The following is an 18,062-nucleotide window of genomic DNA, read 5'->3' as shown; positions in this document are numbered from 1 at the left end:
AATCTATAAAACGTCGTAAGTTTTCATTTTGCCTTTGCCTTTTACCTGGCATTCAATAGGCTCACTGAATTTTAAATCCTTTTGATCACTAAGATGTTCTTTCAAATCTTCTGTAATTCTTATTCCATCCGGGTTTGCTGCTGTTTCCATTCGGCTTGCAACATTTACTGTATTTCCCCAGACATCATAAATAAACTTATGAGTTCCAATTACTCCTGCTGTTACAGGGCCGCAGTTAAGACCGATACGAATCTGGAATTTAATATCTGCGGTTTCATTGTATTCTGCAAGGTCTTTCAGCATGCCCTTTGCAAACTCAATCATTATTCGTGCATGATTTTCATTTGCTTCAGGAACACCACAGGCAGCCATGTAAGCATCTCCAATGGTTTTGATTTTTTCGACACCCATATCTTTTGCACGTTCATCAAAACGGGTAAACAGATTGTTGAGTGCCTTTACAATTTCTTTAGCGTTATGTCCGCTGGAAACTTTTGTAAATCCGACAATATCAGAGAAGAGCAGTGTAACGTTTTCGAAATCTTCACCAAAAGATTTGTCGCCGGTTGTTTCCTTAAGCTTGTCAGCAATTTTATCAGGAAGAATAGAACGCAAAAGTTTATCTGATTTATCCTTTTCGATTTCAAGGTCAACGGTACGCGCCTGAACAAGAGCTTCAAGCCGGATGTTTTCCATTTTGATTCTGTGTTCGCGAATTAAAAAATAAGCAATTCCTGTACCTGCCAGTAACGAGAACAGAACAACCCAGAAAATAGGACGCTGCCATATATATGGCTTTTGATAGAAGAACATCATTTCGTCGTTATTTGACTGAAGTCCGTTTCCGTTTATTGCATATACTAGGAAGGAATGTTTTCCTGGAGCAAGGTTTGTGTAAGAAACAACGCGTTCAGAACTTGGAATTGTATAATCCTTATCAAAGCCAGTGAGCATGTGAGAGAAGGTTAAACGCTCAGGCGCATCAAAACTGATTCCTGTGTATTTAATGTCAATTCTCTTTGTACCTGGTTTCAGAACAATGAGTTCGCCGGTATTTTGATGAGTTACTGAATCAATAGTAATTGTTTCAATCTGAACCAGAGGAAGTATTGTACTCTTTCGGATTTTCTGAGGATCGTAAACTGCTATTCCATCTACAAGAGGAATCCACAGTCTGCCCATGCTGTCTATGATGGCACGGGCTGTAGAGGTTGCTCCGTCAGAATCAAGACCGTCATTCCTGTTGTAATATTTTGTCGTAAGGCTCTGACGTTTACCTTCAAAAAGCTCTTCAATTTCTGTCATTGAAAGAGATGCAAGACCATGATTATTTGTTATCCATGCATCATTTGAAGCATCAAACATAATCTGGAAAATTGAGTTTGTGCCAATTCCGTTTTCAGAGTTTATAGTATTACATTCAAGTCTACTGATTCTTGTAGTGTCAAAATCTTTTATACGTGTAATTCCACTTCCAGTACAAACCCAGAAGTTTCCATTTGCATCCTGATTGATTTTGAAAATTACATTTCCTGCAATTCCATCTGCTGAGGTGAGGTGTGAGAAAACCTTTTCATTTTTCAACAGAAAGATACCGCCGCCGTCTGTGCCAACCCAGACAATTCCGTGAGTATCCTTGTAAATTGCCATTACATATTCTGTGTCGAGATCTCCGGTATTCTGCTTAAGGGAAACAATACTGCCATCTTTGTGAATGATGCTGAGTCCTGTTGTGGTACCAACGTAGTATTCATCCTTATCAGTTTCGATTGCAACGCGGACTTTATTTCCTGCAAGGCCATTGCCGGAATCCCAGCTTTTAATTGTTTTTCCATTATAGATGAGTTGAGCAGGTTTTGTATAACAGCTGACAAGAATTTTTCCATCTGTGGTTGCTTCTACGTGACGAACACGAAGGTCTTTTGTATATCGCGTGAGTGTGTTTTCTACAGGTTCATCATTTTCATAACACAGTAGTCCCTTGTCTGTTGCTGCCCAGATTTTTCCATCAGGAGCTTCTACAATACTGTTCACAGTTTTACCAAGGCGGTGCATTATGAATTTACCGTGAGTCATTTTTCCAATACCGTTTCGGTCTGTAGCAAACCAGATATTGTCTTCACGGTCCTGAATGATTCTGTTGATATTTGAATCGGTAAGTTCAGGTGCTCCCTTGTATTCTTCGAATTTGTTATTTGCATAAACGACAAGACCATGCTCTGTACCAAACCAGATTACATCGTTGTCATCTTCAAGAATGGTACAAGTTGGCGTGTGGTCAAGCAGTGTATCTGTTTTTAAAAGAGTAACCTTGTTGTTGCGCATTGTGGCAATTCCTTTGTCTCCAAGACCAACCCAGAAAGTTCCTTTATGATCCTGGTAAATTGCCGTTGCAAAATAGGTTGAATATTTTTCGAATTCTTCACGAGGTTTAAAAACTCCATCTTCACAGAGGAAGAGTCCATTTTCATTAGAGGTCGTAAGCCAGATTCGTCCGTGGTCATCGCAGAAAAGATTTGATGCGATTACACCGTTTGCTGTGGTTCCGGCTCCGAACTGAGGATTTATAAGTTTCCCGTCTGGAGTAATGTAAACTACACCGCTGGCTGTTCCAACCCAGATGTTTCCAATGGTATCTTCGCAAAGAGCACGAACTGAATTATTAGGCAGACCGTTTTCCATTTTATAAGTCTTATTGCCCGCATCAGATATTCTGTGAAGTCCTTCATCATTAGAGCCAACCCATATATCTCCCCGGCTGTCCTGTATAATAGTTCTCGCAGAAACAAAATCGTATTCTTTGTTTGAAATTCGGTTCAGTGTAGTGAACTCAACTCCGTCAAATTTAACAAGTCCTTCGTATGTTCCTATGTCTATATAACCGTCTCTCGTCTGATAAATGTCATTTGCAGTAGTCCCCGAAAGTCCTCCAAACTCACTCCAAGACTGATAAACATAATTATCAAAGAAACTGCTTTGTGAGAAACATGAAAAAGAAAATGTTAGAATTATTATAGAAAAAACTAACTTTTTCATAATAAATATTATCTGCCCAAAATTATATAAAAGCAAATTTTTTCAAAATACTATTCTTATTAAAATCATGAATAACACTAATTTATTAGTGGAAATATTCTAAATATAGGTCTATAATATAGTATTATGTCAGAAGAGATTTTATCATTAATTAAAAGTGGCAAACAGGAAAAAACAACAGAACATAAAGTTGAAAAGAAAACAACCTGGCTTATTTTTACAATCGGAAATCAGGCAGATGGTAACAATCAATATGCAATTCCAGCTGAAATTGTAAAAGAAATTCTGCGTGATGCAACAGTCTTTCCTCTTCCTTTTGTTCCTCCCTATGTAAATGGTGTCCTTAACAGATACGGTGATCCTTATGTTGTAATTGATTCCGCCGTACTTGAAGGAAAAGAACCTCAAAAATCGCTTCTTTTTATCGTTATGAATGATGAAAGTCATACCTGTCTTCGAATTACAGATGTAAAAGACTTTTTTACTGCCTCAGAAAAAGATGTAGTAAAATTTTCAGAAGCAGAACTTTCTGATTTTTATGATGGCACCCTTAACATAAACGGGCAGGAAGTATTTGTACTGAACGTTCAGTCAATTATAGAGAAAGTAGGAAAAGAAATTGCCGCAGCCTGATAGATTTATTAGCATTGCTTATCAACAGATAGACTTTTTGATACCAAATGACTGTGTGGCTTCTTCAGTTGGTGTAAAAGACCTTGATATGAAGCAGATTCAGGGTAAAGAAAGCGGTATCTATGATTTTGATGAAGTAGCTTCAGTTTTTATGCAGTCTCCTCACGAATCAGAAATTAAAACAATGATTGTATTGAAATCTGAGGATACTGAAAATCCGCTTAATCATATTTCCATCATCACTACACAGGAATGTAAGGTCTGTACAATTCCATTAAGTGAATTGTCTCTTTTTTCTGATTTTTATGCAGAACAGTTTAAGAAATTTGGTGTACTTGCCTGTGGCTTTAAGGATGAGAAACTGCGGATTCTGTTAGATGTGTATAAGACAATTCATTATATGACTGATAACGAACTGGAGGAATTATGATTCGTGTTCTTGTGGCTGGCTCTTCTGCCGTTGTTCGTTCTGTATTAAAAGAAATAATTCTCAAAACCGCAAAACTTGAGTGGGTCGGAGAAGCTGCTTCTTATGGTGCTCTTAAAGATGGCCTGTCACAACAGAATCCCGATATCGTAATTTCAGATAAAAATCTTTTTGATTCAGAAAGACCAAGCACACTTTCAGATTACAGCCATACAACACAAGTTCCTGCAATTATTTATTATACTCCAGATGCAAAACCTTATTTTACTCCGCAGAATATAAAGTTCGTTGAGATGCCGGAGTTTATAAATTTTTCTACTTCAAAAATTTCAGAATATGCTGAATATCTTGAGCAGCTGATTATGGATGTAAAATGTTCAGTGGTTTTTGGAAATCATCCTTCTGCCTTAAATTCTTCTTTGAACGAAGACGGAAGTGTTTCACAAGCTTTACAGGTAGTTTCAAAGAATTATAAGGGCCGTAAATTTAAGGCTGTACTTGTCGGCGTTTCAACAGGAGGTCCTGGTGCGCTTCTTGAATTCCTTAAGGGAATTGGAAAAAACTTTCCGCTTCCAATTATTATTACGCAGCATATAGATTCATTCTTTGATAAAAATCTTATAACCTGGTTAGGTTCTGAATCTACAATTCCAGTTCACCTTGCAGAAAATAATGTCAGACCATTGCCTGGACATGTTTATTTTGCACCTTCAGATGTTCACATAACTTTTGTTGCATATCCGGAAAACACTTTTAATATCATTTTGAATCATGATGCGCCGGTTAATTTCCTTCGTCCGTCAGTAGATAAAATGTTTGAAAGTGCTGCCAGAGTTTTAGGCGCAGATTGTATTGCCGTAGTGCTTACAGGAATGGGGGCAGATGGCGCAAAAGAATGTCTGCATCTTAAACAGATTGGTGCTTATACAATCACACAGGATAAAGCTTCCAGTGTAATTTATGGAATGCCAAAGGCTGCTTATGAAATGGGCGGTTCATGCGAGGTGCTTCCGCTGAATCAGATACCACAGCGATTATGGAGTCTTGTATGAACGAACTGATTGAATTGTTAAATTCCAAGATTCTCGTTTATTCAGGTATCTACGTTGCTAAATCGCAGCAGCAGACTCTCATTTCGCATATAGAAAAGAAAGCCTCTGTTCGAGGAATGACTCCAATGGAATTCTGCCGCAGCCTTGTTCCTCATACTCCAGATTTTGATGAAGTAATAAATCTCGTTACAGTAAATGAAACATATTTCTTCCGCGAGGAACGACAGTTTGATTATCTGAAAAAAGAAATATTCCCAAAGTATATGGGAAAAAATCTTACAATCTGGACCTGCTGCTGTTCGACTGGAGAAGAACCGATTTCTCTTCTGGCGCTCGCACTTTCTATGAATGTGAATCTGACAATTTACGCATCTGATATTGATGATAACGCTCTGGCTGCAATTAAAAGAGGCCGCTATTCTTCATTCTCACTTCGTTCTGACGGTCAGAAATATCACAAGCTTTTAGAACCATTCTCAACAAGAACCGAAACGGAAATAATTTTTAACCGTGATTTTCTTTATCGTATCCAGACCTTTAAGTTTAATCTTATTCAGGATGGGCTTGATAAACTGCCGTTCTTTGAGAATGTAGATATTCTCTTTATGAGAAATGTTTTCATTTATTTTGATAAAGAGACAAGAATCCTTGTTACTAAAAAAGTTACTGAACGTCTTAAGAATGACGGCAGACTTTTCTTTTCAATGAACGAAATCGGCTCAATTGATAATACAGTAATTCCTGACAATTTTTACAAAACAAATACAGGTGATGTTTACTATTTTGTGAAAAATCAAAATGCAAAACGAGCAGACCCGGCAGGAACTCCAATAGACCGCTGCCTTAAAAAGAAGGAATCTGAACGTAAAAAAGAAAAGATTCAGAATGCGGTTCAAAAAGTTAAGATTCAGAAATTTGCAGAAACAAATAATAACCTTCGAGAAGCAAAGGCTGCTCTTGATGCAGTTTCAAAAGGCAGTTCTTTTGACGTAAAGAAAGTTTATGAAGATGTCTGCACAGAAATAACCCGCGGTGATTTTGCTAAGGCCCGTGCCATCGCCCGCACAATTTCCGGAAAAGATACAAAAAAATATTCGTACTTTATGCAGGGCTATGTTGAGTATCATGCAGACAACCGTGCAGATGCAGAAACTTTTTTTGCAAATGCCGAAAGTATTTCTCCTGATTTCTGGCCGGCCTTTTTCTATCACGGAATGGTGCTGCGAGATCTTGGCCGTACTGCACCGGCGCTCAACTGTTTTTCAAAATGCAAGGAGTTGATTTCCTCTTCTGGAAACGATGTTCCTTATGACTTTACGCTGGATTCCTTTAGTCCGGCTTACATATATTCGCTTTGCGATACTTTTTCTATGGGAGGAGGGCAGTAAATGAATCTTGATAAAAACCTGTTTAAGACAGACTATATTTCCGAAGCTCGTGAGATTCTTGACTCTCTTGATGATATTGCAATTCTTGCATCAAAAGAAAAAAGAAATACAGGTTGCTTAAAGGAAATTCTCCGCCTTCTGCATACGCTGAAGGGGTCTTCCCGTATGATGGAATATGTTCAGATTGAAAAGGTTATTAACCATCTGGAAACTGTTTTTAAAAATATCCAGAGCAACCAGACTGAAATTCCAAATAAAATAATTCAGCTTTTAATGGGCGTAAACAATCTGCTGCATAAGGTAATTGATAGTATTGAAGATGGATCAGACGGCACTTTTGAACAGTATGAAGATGTGCTTAATAATATCGACCAGTCAATGGAGGGAGATGATTTTAATACTGATTTCTCGGTGAAGCAGGCTGAGTCGGAGAGCGTTGAGAACTCTGATGCTTCTGGGGATGAGCAGGTGAATGAAGAGAACTCGGAGTTCTTCCACGATTCTCAGACAATCAAGGTTCAGATTTCACAGATTGATTCAATTCTCCAGTCTCTCGACAAACTTATTATGCGTCAGATAAAACTCAAGAACGAGATTGAGGTTTTAAAAGGTAAAAGTGAAGCTTCTGAATTCCAGGAGTTCCAGGAGCTCTCAGAAAATATTTCCGTTCTCGAAAATCAGAGCGTTGATATTCAGAAAAATATCATCTCGCTTCGCATGCTTCCGTTTGATATGATTCTGCGCCCTATTAAGCGTTCAATTGTAGCTGAAGCATTAAAGACCGGAAAAAATATTGAGTTTGATATTCCGCAGTCAGAAATCACAATAGATAAATTTATTCTGGAAAAGCTTCCTGCAATTTTGATTCACCTTGTACGAAACTCAATTGACCATGGAATTGAATCGCCGGAGGAACGTAAAAAACTTGGTAAGCCTGAGATGGGAACAATATCTATTTCTGTAAGCCAGGTTTCCAACAGAATTTTTGTAAACGTAAAAGATGACGGTCACGGAATTGATTATGAAAAAATCCGTGCGAAAGCTCTTCGTCTGTTCCCTGAACGCGAGGCTGAAATTCTTTCTGCAGATTCTACAGACCTGCTGCAGTTTATATTTGCTTCGGGCTTTTCAACAAAAGATGAGCAGACAGAACTTTCTGGGCGCGGTATTGGTCTTGATGTTGTGCGAACAGAAATGGATAAACTTAAGGGAAAAATTACAGTTTACTCGGAGCTTAATAAGGGAACTGATTTTGAACTTTCTCTTCCGGCTTCTCTTGCTACACAGGATGGACTTTTTGTTTCTGTTTCAGACAGTTCATATCTGATTCTTTCACATTACATAAAAGAGATTCTCACGGTAAATAAAGCTGATTTCTTGCAGCTTCAGCACGGTCCGGTTTTGAATATTCATAATGAGCTGGTTCCGATTTTTGATTTTGATATTATCAATAATAATTCAATCAAGAGAACAAATACAAAGACAGAGGTGTCTGTTGTCATTCTTGAATATCTGAATAAAAAGATTGGAATTATGGTAGATAAGATTCTGCACTATGGTACTGTCGTAATTAAGCCTGTACCACCTCTGCTCAAGGATTTTAATGCGCTTCAGGGTGTTGTATTTGATGAGAACTACCGCATCATTCCGGTTCTGAATATTCCAGATACAATCCGCCGCTTCAAGGTTGTAAACGTTTACGACATTAAGAATCTTGAAGTTCGCAAAATGCCGAAGATTTATTCTGTACTTGTTGTTGATGATTCTCATACAACCCGCCATATCGAACAGATTATTCTAGAAGCAGAAAACTATAATGTTTCTACAGCAGTTGATGGAATTGATGCTCTTGAAAAAATGAAGCAGCACAAATTTGATCTTGTTGTAACTGATGTAAAAATGCCTCGTATGGATGGATTTGTCCTTCTTCACAATATGCGCCATAAAGAAGAATTTAAAAATATTCCGGTTATTATGGTTTCCTCTGTGTTCGAAAGCGACACCCTGGATAAGGCAAAGAATCTTGGTGCACAGGGCTATATTGTAAAATCTGATTTTGAACGCGAAAGCCTTACTGCAAAGGTAAAGGAGCTGCTGCATGAGTAAGGTTCTTGTTGCTGTCCCATCAAAAATACTTTCTAAGATAATTTGTATGGAACTCAAAAAACTTGGGTATGAGACGGAAGTTTTTTCAGACGGATATTCTGCACTCAAACAGATTGTTCATGAGTCGCCGGATCTTATAATTGCGGATAAAGAACTTCCGGAAATTAACGGTATTGAACTTTGTCACATTCTTAAGACCGGTTCTCCAAAGAGCGCTCTGCCTTTTGTTCTTGTTTCTGTAGATGATTCTGTTTTTGATTTCTGGAATACTGCAAGAGAAGCTAACCGGGTTGTGCTTGTAAAAAATGATAATATTGAAGTTCTCGTAGACACCGTTAAGGAACTGCTCGGAAACGGATATGTAGAGGTTCAGGACTTTTTTACAAAAGATGATACAGAACAGAAAGAAACTGAAACTTCAGATAAATCAGAAGAAGAAACACTTGCTTCGTGGGTTGTTACAGCAATGGCTAACAGTTATTTCTTTTTTAATATGACTCAAAATGTAATTCAGTTATATTCTGCTGTAAAAGAAATTGATTTCCTTGTAGAGCAGATTTTCAGAATGCTTTACAGTGCCTGTGCATTTGATGCTGCTGCCCTGATACTGGATAGTCATCCTGCTAAAGTATATATAACCGGAACGGAATTTTTTGATGTATCTATCGGAGCTGAATTCTGGAATATCTGTAAGGTAGAATACGAGCAGCAGTCTAAAAAGAATCATACAATTACTTATGAAGAAAAGTATTTTGAAAATATTCTTCTTGCTCATCCATCAAGAGAGAAATTTGAATCTTATCGTTCGTTTACATTAAAAAGTGGAAAAGACTTTATTGGAACACTTCATATTGCTTCTACTCAGAAGAAACTCTTTAATTACAAGATTCAGTCTTCAATAGATTTTATAACACCAGCTTTGTCAAATATTCTGCAGGAAGCAATCAGATGCTTTGAACTTACCCAGCAGGAATCGAAGCTTCGGGCTGCCTTTTCAAAGTTTGTCCCGGCAGAAGTAATCAGCGACTTTTTGAGTTCAGGTGAAAATCAGGAGCTTGCAAACCAGAATGAAAAACGAAATGTAGTAGTTCTTCTTTGTGATATTCGAAGCTTTACTTCAATCAGTGAAATCAACAAACCAGAAAATGTCGTAAACTTTTTGAATACTTATTTTACCTACATGGTAAATATAGTAAAAAAGTACGGTGGTACAGTAGATAAGTTTATTGGTGATGCCATCATGGTTTTGTTCGGTGCACCAATCAGTTACAACGATAATGCAAAGCGTGCAGTTCAGGCTGCAATTGAAATGTATTCTCAGCTGGATGCAATTCCGGTTAATCAGCTTAAGTTTCCTGAAGGAGTGAAACTTGATATTGGAATTGGTATTCATTCTGGAGATGTTATTGTAGGTCAGATTGGTAGTGCGGATAAAACTAACTATACAGTAATCGGTGATACAGTAAACCTTGCATCGCGTCTTGAAGGTCTTACAAAGTTATATGGTGCAAAGATTGTAATTTCTCAGGCAGTTCGGGATGAACTTGGAGATTCAATGAATGTATTGCTTCTGGACTCTGTAAAAGTAAAAGGTAAAAAAGAAGCTGTTTTTGTTTATCGTGTAGATGAAAAACCGCTGCCAGAAGATTTTACAGATGCCTATGAAAAGGGCTTTAAATCATACAATGAAGGAGCATTTACACTTGCAATTCCTTATTTTGAAGCAGCAGTAAATATTCTGCCGGACAATAAGGCTGCAAGACTTATGCTTGAACGCTGTGAAGAATTCTCAGTGAATAAACCAGATAATTGGGATGGCGCAATTGCGCTTACATCAAAATAAAAAAGAGGTGGATATGAATATAAAAGAAGAATTCACGCAAAAGAAAACCGTCATGGAAAAAGACATCAATTTTGGAGCAGAGGTTACCAAACGGGTAGTTCTTTCCAATATGTGTTTTGAAATCCTGACTATGGCTGCCTGTATTTCGATGGGAATCGGAGAGCTCCGGATTATCAAGCTGCCGTCAATAATTGGACTGGGAGTCCTTATTTGTATGGCACTTCATGCTTTAGCTCTTGTGATGGGCATTGTACTTGTAACACAGGCAATTACTGAAGATTTGTCTTCATTCTATTATTATGATTCGACTGAAAAAGAACGAACAAAACTTATGAAGCAGTTGATGGGAATGCCTGCAAGAATTGGAGTTGTAGTATTCATCTTCTTTATAGTCTGCGGTTCTATCTGGATTTCTTTGTTTTCTGGAATTGCACATCTGAGTCTTAATACAGTAATTCTTGTTTCCTGCATGCTTTTCCTTGGTGCGTATTGTGCTACAGTTCATGCTATTACGGGAATTACTCAGAAAATCTGTTCTAAGCATGCTGCAGAAATTGTTCGAAAAGGTGTATCAAAAATTGAGGTTGAAAAGAGACACTACTTTGGTATGAACTCTTCAACAATCACTGTAATTCATATTTTTGCTCCGATTTTAATAATTGGTATATTGTTCTTTATTCTTGCCTGGCGAACCTATGCTTCTTATACAGCAACAAAACTTGTATTCTTTCATCTTATTGTTTTTGGAGGACTCAGCCTTATAGCTTATCTGTATTATTCAGGAACTCTCTTCAGACGAATGATGCGCTCAATTAATAACATGCATGATTTGATGAGTGGAATAAATAAAGAAAATCTTCGTAAGGTAAAATTTGAAAAAACTGACCTCTCAAATGAGTTTATGTACAATGTTTACCTGCTCAACACAATTGTAGAGATTCTTCAGAAAATCCTGAAGCAGAGTCAGAAAATCAGTATGGATGTAATTGAGTCAAGTAATGAACTCTCTGTTATTTCCCGTGAGACTGCCGTTACCTCTCTTGAACAGAACTCTGGTGTTAAGGAACTTCTTTCTGCAATGGAAGAAACAGACTCTCTTTCAAAGAACATTGCAGAAAAAATCGGTGAGGTTTCTCTGGTTGCTAAAAAGACAACAGAAAATATTGTAGATGGTTTCAGTATCCTCAAGCAGAACATGCAGAAGCTGGATGAAATTAAAGCTGCAAATGATATTACAGTAGATGGAATTAAGATTCTTACAGAAAAGATTACCGGTATTTCAGATATTGCAAGAATCATCAATGGTATTGCAGATCAGACAAATATCATTGCATTTAATGCTGAAATTGAAGCTTCCAGTGCCGGTGATGTAGGTGAGAACTTTGCGCTTGTAGCAAATGAAATCCGCCGTCTCACAAACAACACAATTCAATCTACAAATGAAATCCGTAAACGAATTATTGAAATTCAGCATTCTTCAGATGCACTGCTTATTTCTTCTCAGAACGGCTGTAACAAGATTCTTGATGGAACTCAGATAATCACAGAGTTGAATACACGCTTTGAAGAGCTCCAGCATTCATCAGAAACAATGGACTATGCATCAGAAGATATTAAAAAGATTATTGAGCAGCAGACAGCTTCTTTTGCACAGATTGTTATTACCCTGCGTCAGATTGCAGAAGCAGCAGAAACCTTCTCAACATCAACACAGAAAATCAGTGATTCGGCACAGAACCTCTGCCTTATTTCAGACAGCCTGAAGAAGCTTCAGCCAGAGGACGCAATTACCGAATTAGAAAACGCTGGTACAGCAAGTGAGGTGAAATAATGAAACAGAACGAAAAGTATTTATCACTCGAAAGAAGAATTTTGCGTGCAAGTCATATCCCTGATATTGCCTGTGGTTTAGTACTTCTTTTGTATACAGTTTTTATTTTGAATCTTAAATTCTCAACTCACTATCCGTTAATTATTACCGTTGCACTTGGCGTTTTGTTTGCACAGTTTGTATGTTCAACTGTTACAAATCATATGTTCATGGGTAAGGTTTCAAAGAGAATTGAAATCTGGGAAAATGAAGAAATGACAAAGGAAGAGCGAACAAAACTTTTCCTTGATTTGCATAAACTTCCAAAAAAGAAATCTATTGAAACTACTTCTTATTTCGTTGTGTGTGCCATTGCACTTGCAGCTGCCTATCATTTTATTTATAGAGTAAATCTCAGTATAAATATTGTCAGTCTTTGCAGCTGTTTCCTCGGTGCATACGTAGCAGGTCTTCTTGCTCTTGCAAACACACGCGGAATTTGTAATGAATATGCCTGTCGTATTGTTGAAGAAGGTATTGATGAAAAGATTCTGAACAAGAAATCTTATTTTGGAGTTTCATATCACAGAACCTTTGCTCTTTACTGTACAATCCCAGTCGTATGGGGAATTGTTTTAGCAATGATGCTCTTTTATGTGTATTATTACAATAACGTTCCTTCTGCATCTGCCGGTTTCCTTCCTGCTGATGCTTACGGACTTGGCTTACGTAAGGTTCAGCTTTCAAGAATTGGCGTTGTTCTTGCAATAAATACAATTGTCGGAATCGTTTCGGTTTATTCCTTCCTGAACAGTATTCTTATTTCTTCTGATAAACTTCAGAACGCAATGCTTCATATCATCAAAAATGATATTTTTACAGTAAAGCTTGTTCCAACTGATTTTGAATCAGAAGTTTCTTACAACCTGTATCTTATCAATCAGATTGTACTTTTGTTCCGTTCAATTTTGAATGATGTACACGAGATTGGTAATACAATGATTGAGCCTATTGAAGGACTTACAGAAATTGCTCAGTCTACAGCATCAACCTCTCTTGAACAGTCTACTGGTGTAAAAGAGATTCTTGCTACAATGGAAGATACAGACCGCCAGACACGTAACATTGTTGAAAAGATTGCAGATGTAACAACCGTTGCAGAAGGAACTGAAAACAATGTAGATGCCGGTTTTGAAACCCTTCAGTCTAACCTTGATAAGATGACAGAAATTACAGACGCTAACGTTTCAACAATTTCCGGAATCCGTGAGCTTGGTGAAAAAATCGGAAGCATCTGGGAAATCGTAAAAATCATTAACGATATTGCAGATCAGACTCGTATCATCGCTTTCAATGCTGAGCTCGAAGCTTCAAGTGCCGGGGACAGCGGAAAGAACTTCCATATTGTTGCTAACGAAGTACGCCGTCTTGCAGCAGGAATTACAAATTCTGTTGATCAGATTAAAGACAGAATTACAGAAATTCAACACTCATCTGATAACCTGATTATTACTTCTGAGTCTGGAACAGAAAAGATCCGCGAAGGTCTTGAGCTTTCAGAAAAACTTAAGGAGAAGTTCAACGATATTCAGAGTTCTTCAGAAATTACAGTAGAGTCTGCAAATCAGATTAAGGAAATCATTAATCAGCAGTCTACTTCGTTCGATCAGATTGTTGCAACCGTACGTCAGATTTCTTCGGGAATCGAAAACTTTTCTAATTCTACAGGAACTGTTAATAATACTGCACAGAAGCTTAAAGAGGCCGCAAACCTTCTTGAAAATCTTCATGTTCAGATTATTGAAGAGTAAGGTAAGATTAGTATAATATTACCGTATGGATAAACAAGAAAACAAAAAGAAGAAGCTTCCTCTTGGAGTGAGGCTTCTTCTGCTGCATTTTAAACTAGTGCTGGTGCTGCTTATTGTAGTACTGGTATGGTTTACTTTCTGCTATTTTGACAGAGTAAAATCAACAGATGCACTCCCGTCTGAATATGCAGTTTATTTAAGAACCGATTCTATCTGGGAAACAGCAGAACCTTTGCTGGACCTTGATGCAACTCTTATTGCAATGACCAGTCCTGAATTACAGAAATACCGCGATACTTTTCTTAAAGTAAAAAGTTCCAGACTGAGAAAGAGTTTCTTTGTACGAACAGCCCTAAAAAGAAGACTTGATGCCGCAGTATACGACGGTAGTGCAATTGGTATTCTTGATGCGGGTATTCTGTCTGGAGCTGCAAGAATTGTACCTTATGCTATTCCGCATATAAAAAAACTTTCTGGATTGCTTGAGATTTCTTCTAATCAGTATGGAAATTACTATCAGCTGAATGAGTCAACTTTTTTTGTATTCAAAAAGAATCTGATTATTTTTTCAACCGATAAGATGCTGCTTGAAAATGCAATGACTTATTCAAACAGTAAGCTTTATTCTAAAGAAGAACTTTCTGCTATGACAGCAAAACTTAAAAATCCTCTTCGTATTTTAGCTAACGGTAAGAATCTTTTGAGATTTGTTGAAAATATGGATAGTGAAAAATCAGTTGAAGATGAGAAAGAAAAGAATCCTTCAGCTTTGAAAAACTATCTTGAAGCAATAGTTCCTTATCTTTCTGAAAATGAATTTACTGAATTAACTTTTGGAATTACACAGAACGAGTTTAATTTAGGAATTTCAGTTCCAATGAATACTGAAACTGATGAAGACCATCCTGTGCTGCAGCTTTTGAAAAGGGAATCTTCTGTTCCAACCTTGCTTCCAAAATTCAGCGAGGATGTTCAGTATTATACTCTTATTTCCGCAGGTACTCTTCAGAGTCTGAAAGATGCAATCCTAAAAATACTTCCTGCAGAAAAGGATTTTTCTTCAACCTGGAATAAATCTGATTCTGTAAGTCGAATTGTATTTAATACACCTTTAGATGAACTGCTTTTCTCATGGACAGGAGATGAGTTTGCTGTCTTTGGAATAGAGGGAAAATCAGAACCTGTTTTTGCAATTAAAGTTGCAGATGAGGCAAAACGCACTGAAATTTTTGACAGAATTTTCTCATCATACCTTCTCAATTCGAATGACAGCCTGCTTGTTGATGGTGTTCGCTTACCTTGCGTTCAGATGCCAGGTTTTGTACTCTCGGTTTTGCAGGCTTTAAATATCAATGTGCCAAAGCCGTATTATCTTATTAGAGATGGTTATCTTTATATGTCTCAGTCTCCGGAAAATCTTGTAGCAATAAATTCTGGTGCACATAATTCAAAAAGACTTACAGGAAGTACAAACTGGCAGAGAGTTTCTTCCAGTCAGACTCCATATTCAACACTTTCCCTTTATTATAATCTTGAACGCAGTGTTCCGTTCTTTGTAAAAGGTAATTCAGCAATGTCAAAGATTCTTGCTCTTTATAATTCAGGAAGATTTGACCTTCGCATAAAGGATAGCGTATTAAGCGTTCAGCTTCAGGCTTCTGCCGTTGAATTGGAATCTTCACGACATATTCCAGGTTTCCCTATTGAACTTGAGAATAAAACAAACGCAACTCTCATAAAATCAAAAGCTAAAAAGAGTAAACTTGTTTTCTGGCTTGAAAATGATTCTTCTGTAAATTCTCTGGACTGCGGAACATTTGCCCGTGGTAAAACAGAACTTCCAGAAGTTCAGTACATTGTTGCAGCTAGTGAAGCAACTGCTAAGGCAAATAATGGAGAACTTTGGGCAGTAACAAAGAGCGGTATGGTTTATCTTCTGAATGGAAAACTGGAAAGTGTATTTGGATATCCTATTCTTTCCGGAGTTTCAATGACTTGTCCGCCTTTCGTTTATAAGGATTCTCTCGTTCTTGCCGGTAATGACGGAGTTCTGTGCTTTATTTCTCAGACAGGAGAAGTAAGTCAGTTTGAGACAGATGCAGAAGATGGAATAAAATCTGCTCCAGCTGTAAATGGAGATATTCTGGCGTTCTATGAAAAAGGATTCTTTGGTGGAATTCATATTTATAAAAATCTGGAGCCTGTAACAAAGGAAGGACCTCTTGAACTTGATGGAATTGCATATGGTTCTCCATGTCTGTTTACTGCAGGTGGAAAACAGTATACAGCAATGATTACACAGGCTGGTCAGCTTTATGTTTATGATTTCAATGGAGAGCTGCTTGATCCATTCCCGGTTGGATTAAACGGAGTATTCTATATGAATGTTGCAATGGCAGACGGATATCTCTTTGCTCTTTCTGCTGAAGGCGAATTTTATAGGGTAGGGCTGGACGGAAAGTCAATGAGAATTAAGATTCCGTATTTTACAGCAAAAACAGGCCGCATAACCGTTTGTGATTATGATGGACAAGCCGGTGAAGAAATCTTTATTTCCGGTGATGGAAACTCCCTTTATGGTTTCAACAGCCTTATGGAGATGTTACCGCATTTCCCTGTATCCGGTTATGGTAATCCTTTGTTTGTAGATTTGAATGGTGACAATAAAAATGATTGTCTTGCTATAACATTTGATAACAAAATATCAGCTTCTAATGTTCTAAAATAAGGAGTTTTTTATGAAAAAAATGCTGCTTACAGCAATCGGTCTGCTTAGTATTATTCTTTCGTTAGCTTCCTGCGCAACCTTGCAGCAGGATATTTATACTTATACAGAAGAAAATACTTATATTTTCAGCTCAATTGAAGTTTATGAAGATAAATTCATTAAGATTGATGCTAAAACTCAACTGGATGGAAAAGCTCCTCTGGAAGAAGTGACAGGCTTGCTGGCTGATATAGCAGCATATAAGAGCTCAACTAATGTTATAGAACCGTATTTGATGGCTCGTCTTCGTGCTTTTGAAGGACTCTTGTACAAACTTCAGGGCCGCAATCGTGATGCAGAAAATGCGTATAATGAAGCACGCGGACTTCAGAAGGGAGATCAGTATGTTCAATTGCTTAGCTGCAGACTTGTAAAAAATCCTGAACAAAGCCTTTCAATGATAGAATCTGTATTAAAGTATGATACAAAGAATGCAGTACTTCTGCTTGAACAGGGTAAGCTTTTATATCAGCAGAACAAGTATGATCAGGCTATTTCTGTTATTGATAATGCCTTTATTCTTTTTGATGGAGATGGACTTCATAACTATAGGACTGTATATAATCCTCTCAGAAGTTATATCTGGGAGCTTTATTCTGCCTATGGAAGTGATCCGGATGTAAATTCTAAGCAGAATTTGGAATCATTGCAGGGAAATCTTACTCTTGATGATCTGGTAAACCTTACAGTTGAAAATACCAGCCTGCTTGCTAATTATCAGGCAGCAAATACAAAGAAAAATCAGAAACAGAAAACACAGGCTTTGATTTCTACTCTGGAGAAGGGCGGTTATTTTTCTGCCGCTTCAGATCAGCAGAATGCAGAAGGTACATCTTCATATCTTATGACAGCAGATGAAATCAATCGCAAGATGGCTGCCCGCTTTATCTGGAATGCTTATGTACGTAGAAGCGGAAATTTGAAGATGCTTTACCGCTATTCAGAAAAATATAAGAAATCAGGCAGAACAAAGAGCCCTGTTTTGGATATTTCTGTAAATGATGATGATTTTGATGCTGTACTAGGTGTAATCGAAAGTGAATTTATGGAACTTCCGGATGGACGAAACTTTAAACCGGATGAAATCGTTACAAAACTTCAGTTTATTAACTGGGTAAAAAAGGCAGACAGATAAAAAAATAAAAAAAATGTGAAAAATTCACAAAATTTTCTTATTTTTGGATGTTTT

General features: G+C 37.4%; 11 protein-coding genes. 10 read left to right on the top strand and 1 reads right to left on the bottom strand.

What is annotated here, in order from left to right:
• Positions 1-3 precede the first annotated feature (3 nt).
• Entirely contained in the window at positions 4-3,036 is a 3,033-nt protein-coding gene (locus BMY21_RS03795) for an adenylate/guanylate cyclase domain-containing protein (RefSeq protein ID WP_074641082.1), read from the bottom strand.
• Positions 3,037-3,162: 126 nt separating this feature from the next.
• Here BMY21_RS03795 and BMY21_RS03790 point away from each other — a divergent pair, with 126 nt between their 5' ends.
• Genes BMY21_RS03790 through BMY21_RS03745 form a run of 10 tightly spaced genes read left to right on the top strand, consistent with a single transcriptional unit; the run spans position 3,163 to position 18,008 of the window.
• Positions 3,163-3,669 carry a chemotaxis protein CheW gene (locus BMY21_RS03790; RefSeq protein ID WP_074641080.1) on the top strand — a complete coding sequence of 169 codons (507 nt, stop codon included), beginning with the start codon at positions 3,163-3,165 and terminating at the stop codon, positions 3,667-3,669.
• Positions 3,656-4,099: a hypothetical protein gene (locus tag BMY21_RS03785; protein WP_074641078.1), complete on the top strand. Its 444-nt coding sequence runs from the start codon at positions 3,656-3,658 to the stop codon at positions 4,097-4,099. The genes BMY21_RS03790 and BMY21_RS03785 overlap by 14 nt, the downstream gene beginning before the upstream one ends.
• On the top strand, positions 4,096-5,148 hold the full coding sequence (locus BMY21_RS03780; RefSeq protein WP_074641077.1) for a chemotaxis protein CheB: 1,053 nt from the start codon (positions 4,096-4,098) through the stop codon (positions 5,146-5,148). The genes BMY21_RS03785 and BMY21_RS03780 overlap by 4 nt, the downstream gene beginning before the upstream one ends.
• The gene (locus BMY21_RS03775) at positions 5,145-6,536 is read left to right on the top strand and encodes a CheR family methyltransferase (protein WP_074641075.1); all 1,392 of its coding nucleotides are present in this window, start codon (positions 5,145-5,147) and stop codon (positions 6,534-6,536) included. Before BMY21_RS03780 ends, BMY21_RS03775 begins: the two co-directional genes overlap by 4 nt.
• Entirely contained in the window at positions 6,537-8,642 is a 2,106-nt protein-coding gene (locus BMY21_RS03770; RefSeq protein ID WP_074641073.1) for a hybrid sensor histidine kinase/response regulator, read from the top strand.
• Positions 8,635-10,485 (top strand): adenylate/guanylate cyclase domain-containing protein, encoded by a 1,851-nt coding sequence (locus BMY21_RS03765; protein WP_074641071.1) that lies wholly within the window; start codon positions 8,635-8,637, stop codon positions 10,483-10,485. The genes BMY21_RS03770 and BMY21_RS03765 overlap by 8 nt, the downstream gene beginning before the upstream one ends.
• 13 nt (positions 10,486-10,498) lie before the next feature.
• The gene (locus tag BMY21_RS03760; protein WP_074641069.1) at positions 10,499-12,316 is read left to right on the top strand and encodes a methyl-accepting chemotaxis protein; all 1,818 of its coding nucleotides are present in this window, start codon (positions 10,499-10,501) and stop codon (positions 12,314-12,316) included.
• Positions 12,316-14,106: a methyl-accepting chemotaxis protein gene (locus BMY21_RS03755; protein ID WP_074641067.1), complete on the top strand. Its 1,791-nt coding sequence runs from the start codon at positions 12,316-12,318 to the stop codon at positions 14,104-14,106. The genes BMY21_RS03760 and BMY21_RS03755 overlap by 1 nt, the downstream gene beginning before the upstream one ends.
• 25 nt (positions 14,107-14,131) lie before the next feature.
• Complete coding sequence (locus tag BMY21_RS03750) at positions 14,132-16,834, top strand: hypothetical protein (protein ID WP_074641065.1); 2,703 nt, start codon at positions 14,132-14,134, stop codon at positions 16,832-16,834.
• A gap of 10 nt (positions 16,835-16,844) precedes the next feature.
• Positions 16,845-18,008 (top strand): hypothetical protein, encoded by a 1,164-nt coding sequence (locus tag BMY21_RS03745; RefSeq protein ID WP_074641063.1) that lies wholly within the window; start codon positions 16,845-16,847, stop codon positions 18,006-18,008.
• The last annotated feature ends 54 nt before the right edge of the window (positions 18,009-18,062 follow it).

The organism is Treponema bryantii, from assembly GCF_900111035.1.
GTDB lineage: Bacteria > Spirochaetota > Spirochaetia > Treponematales > Treponemataceae > Treponema_D > Treponema_D bryantii_C.
This window is presented reverse-complemented; position numbering and strand designations above follow the sequence as displayed.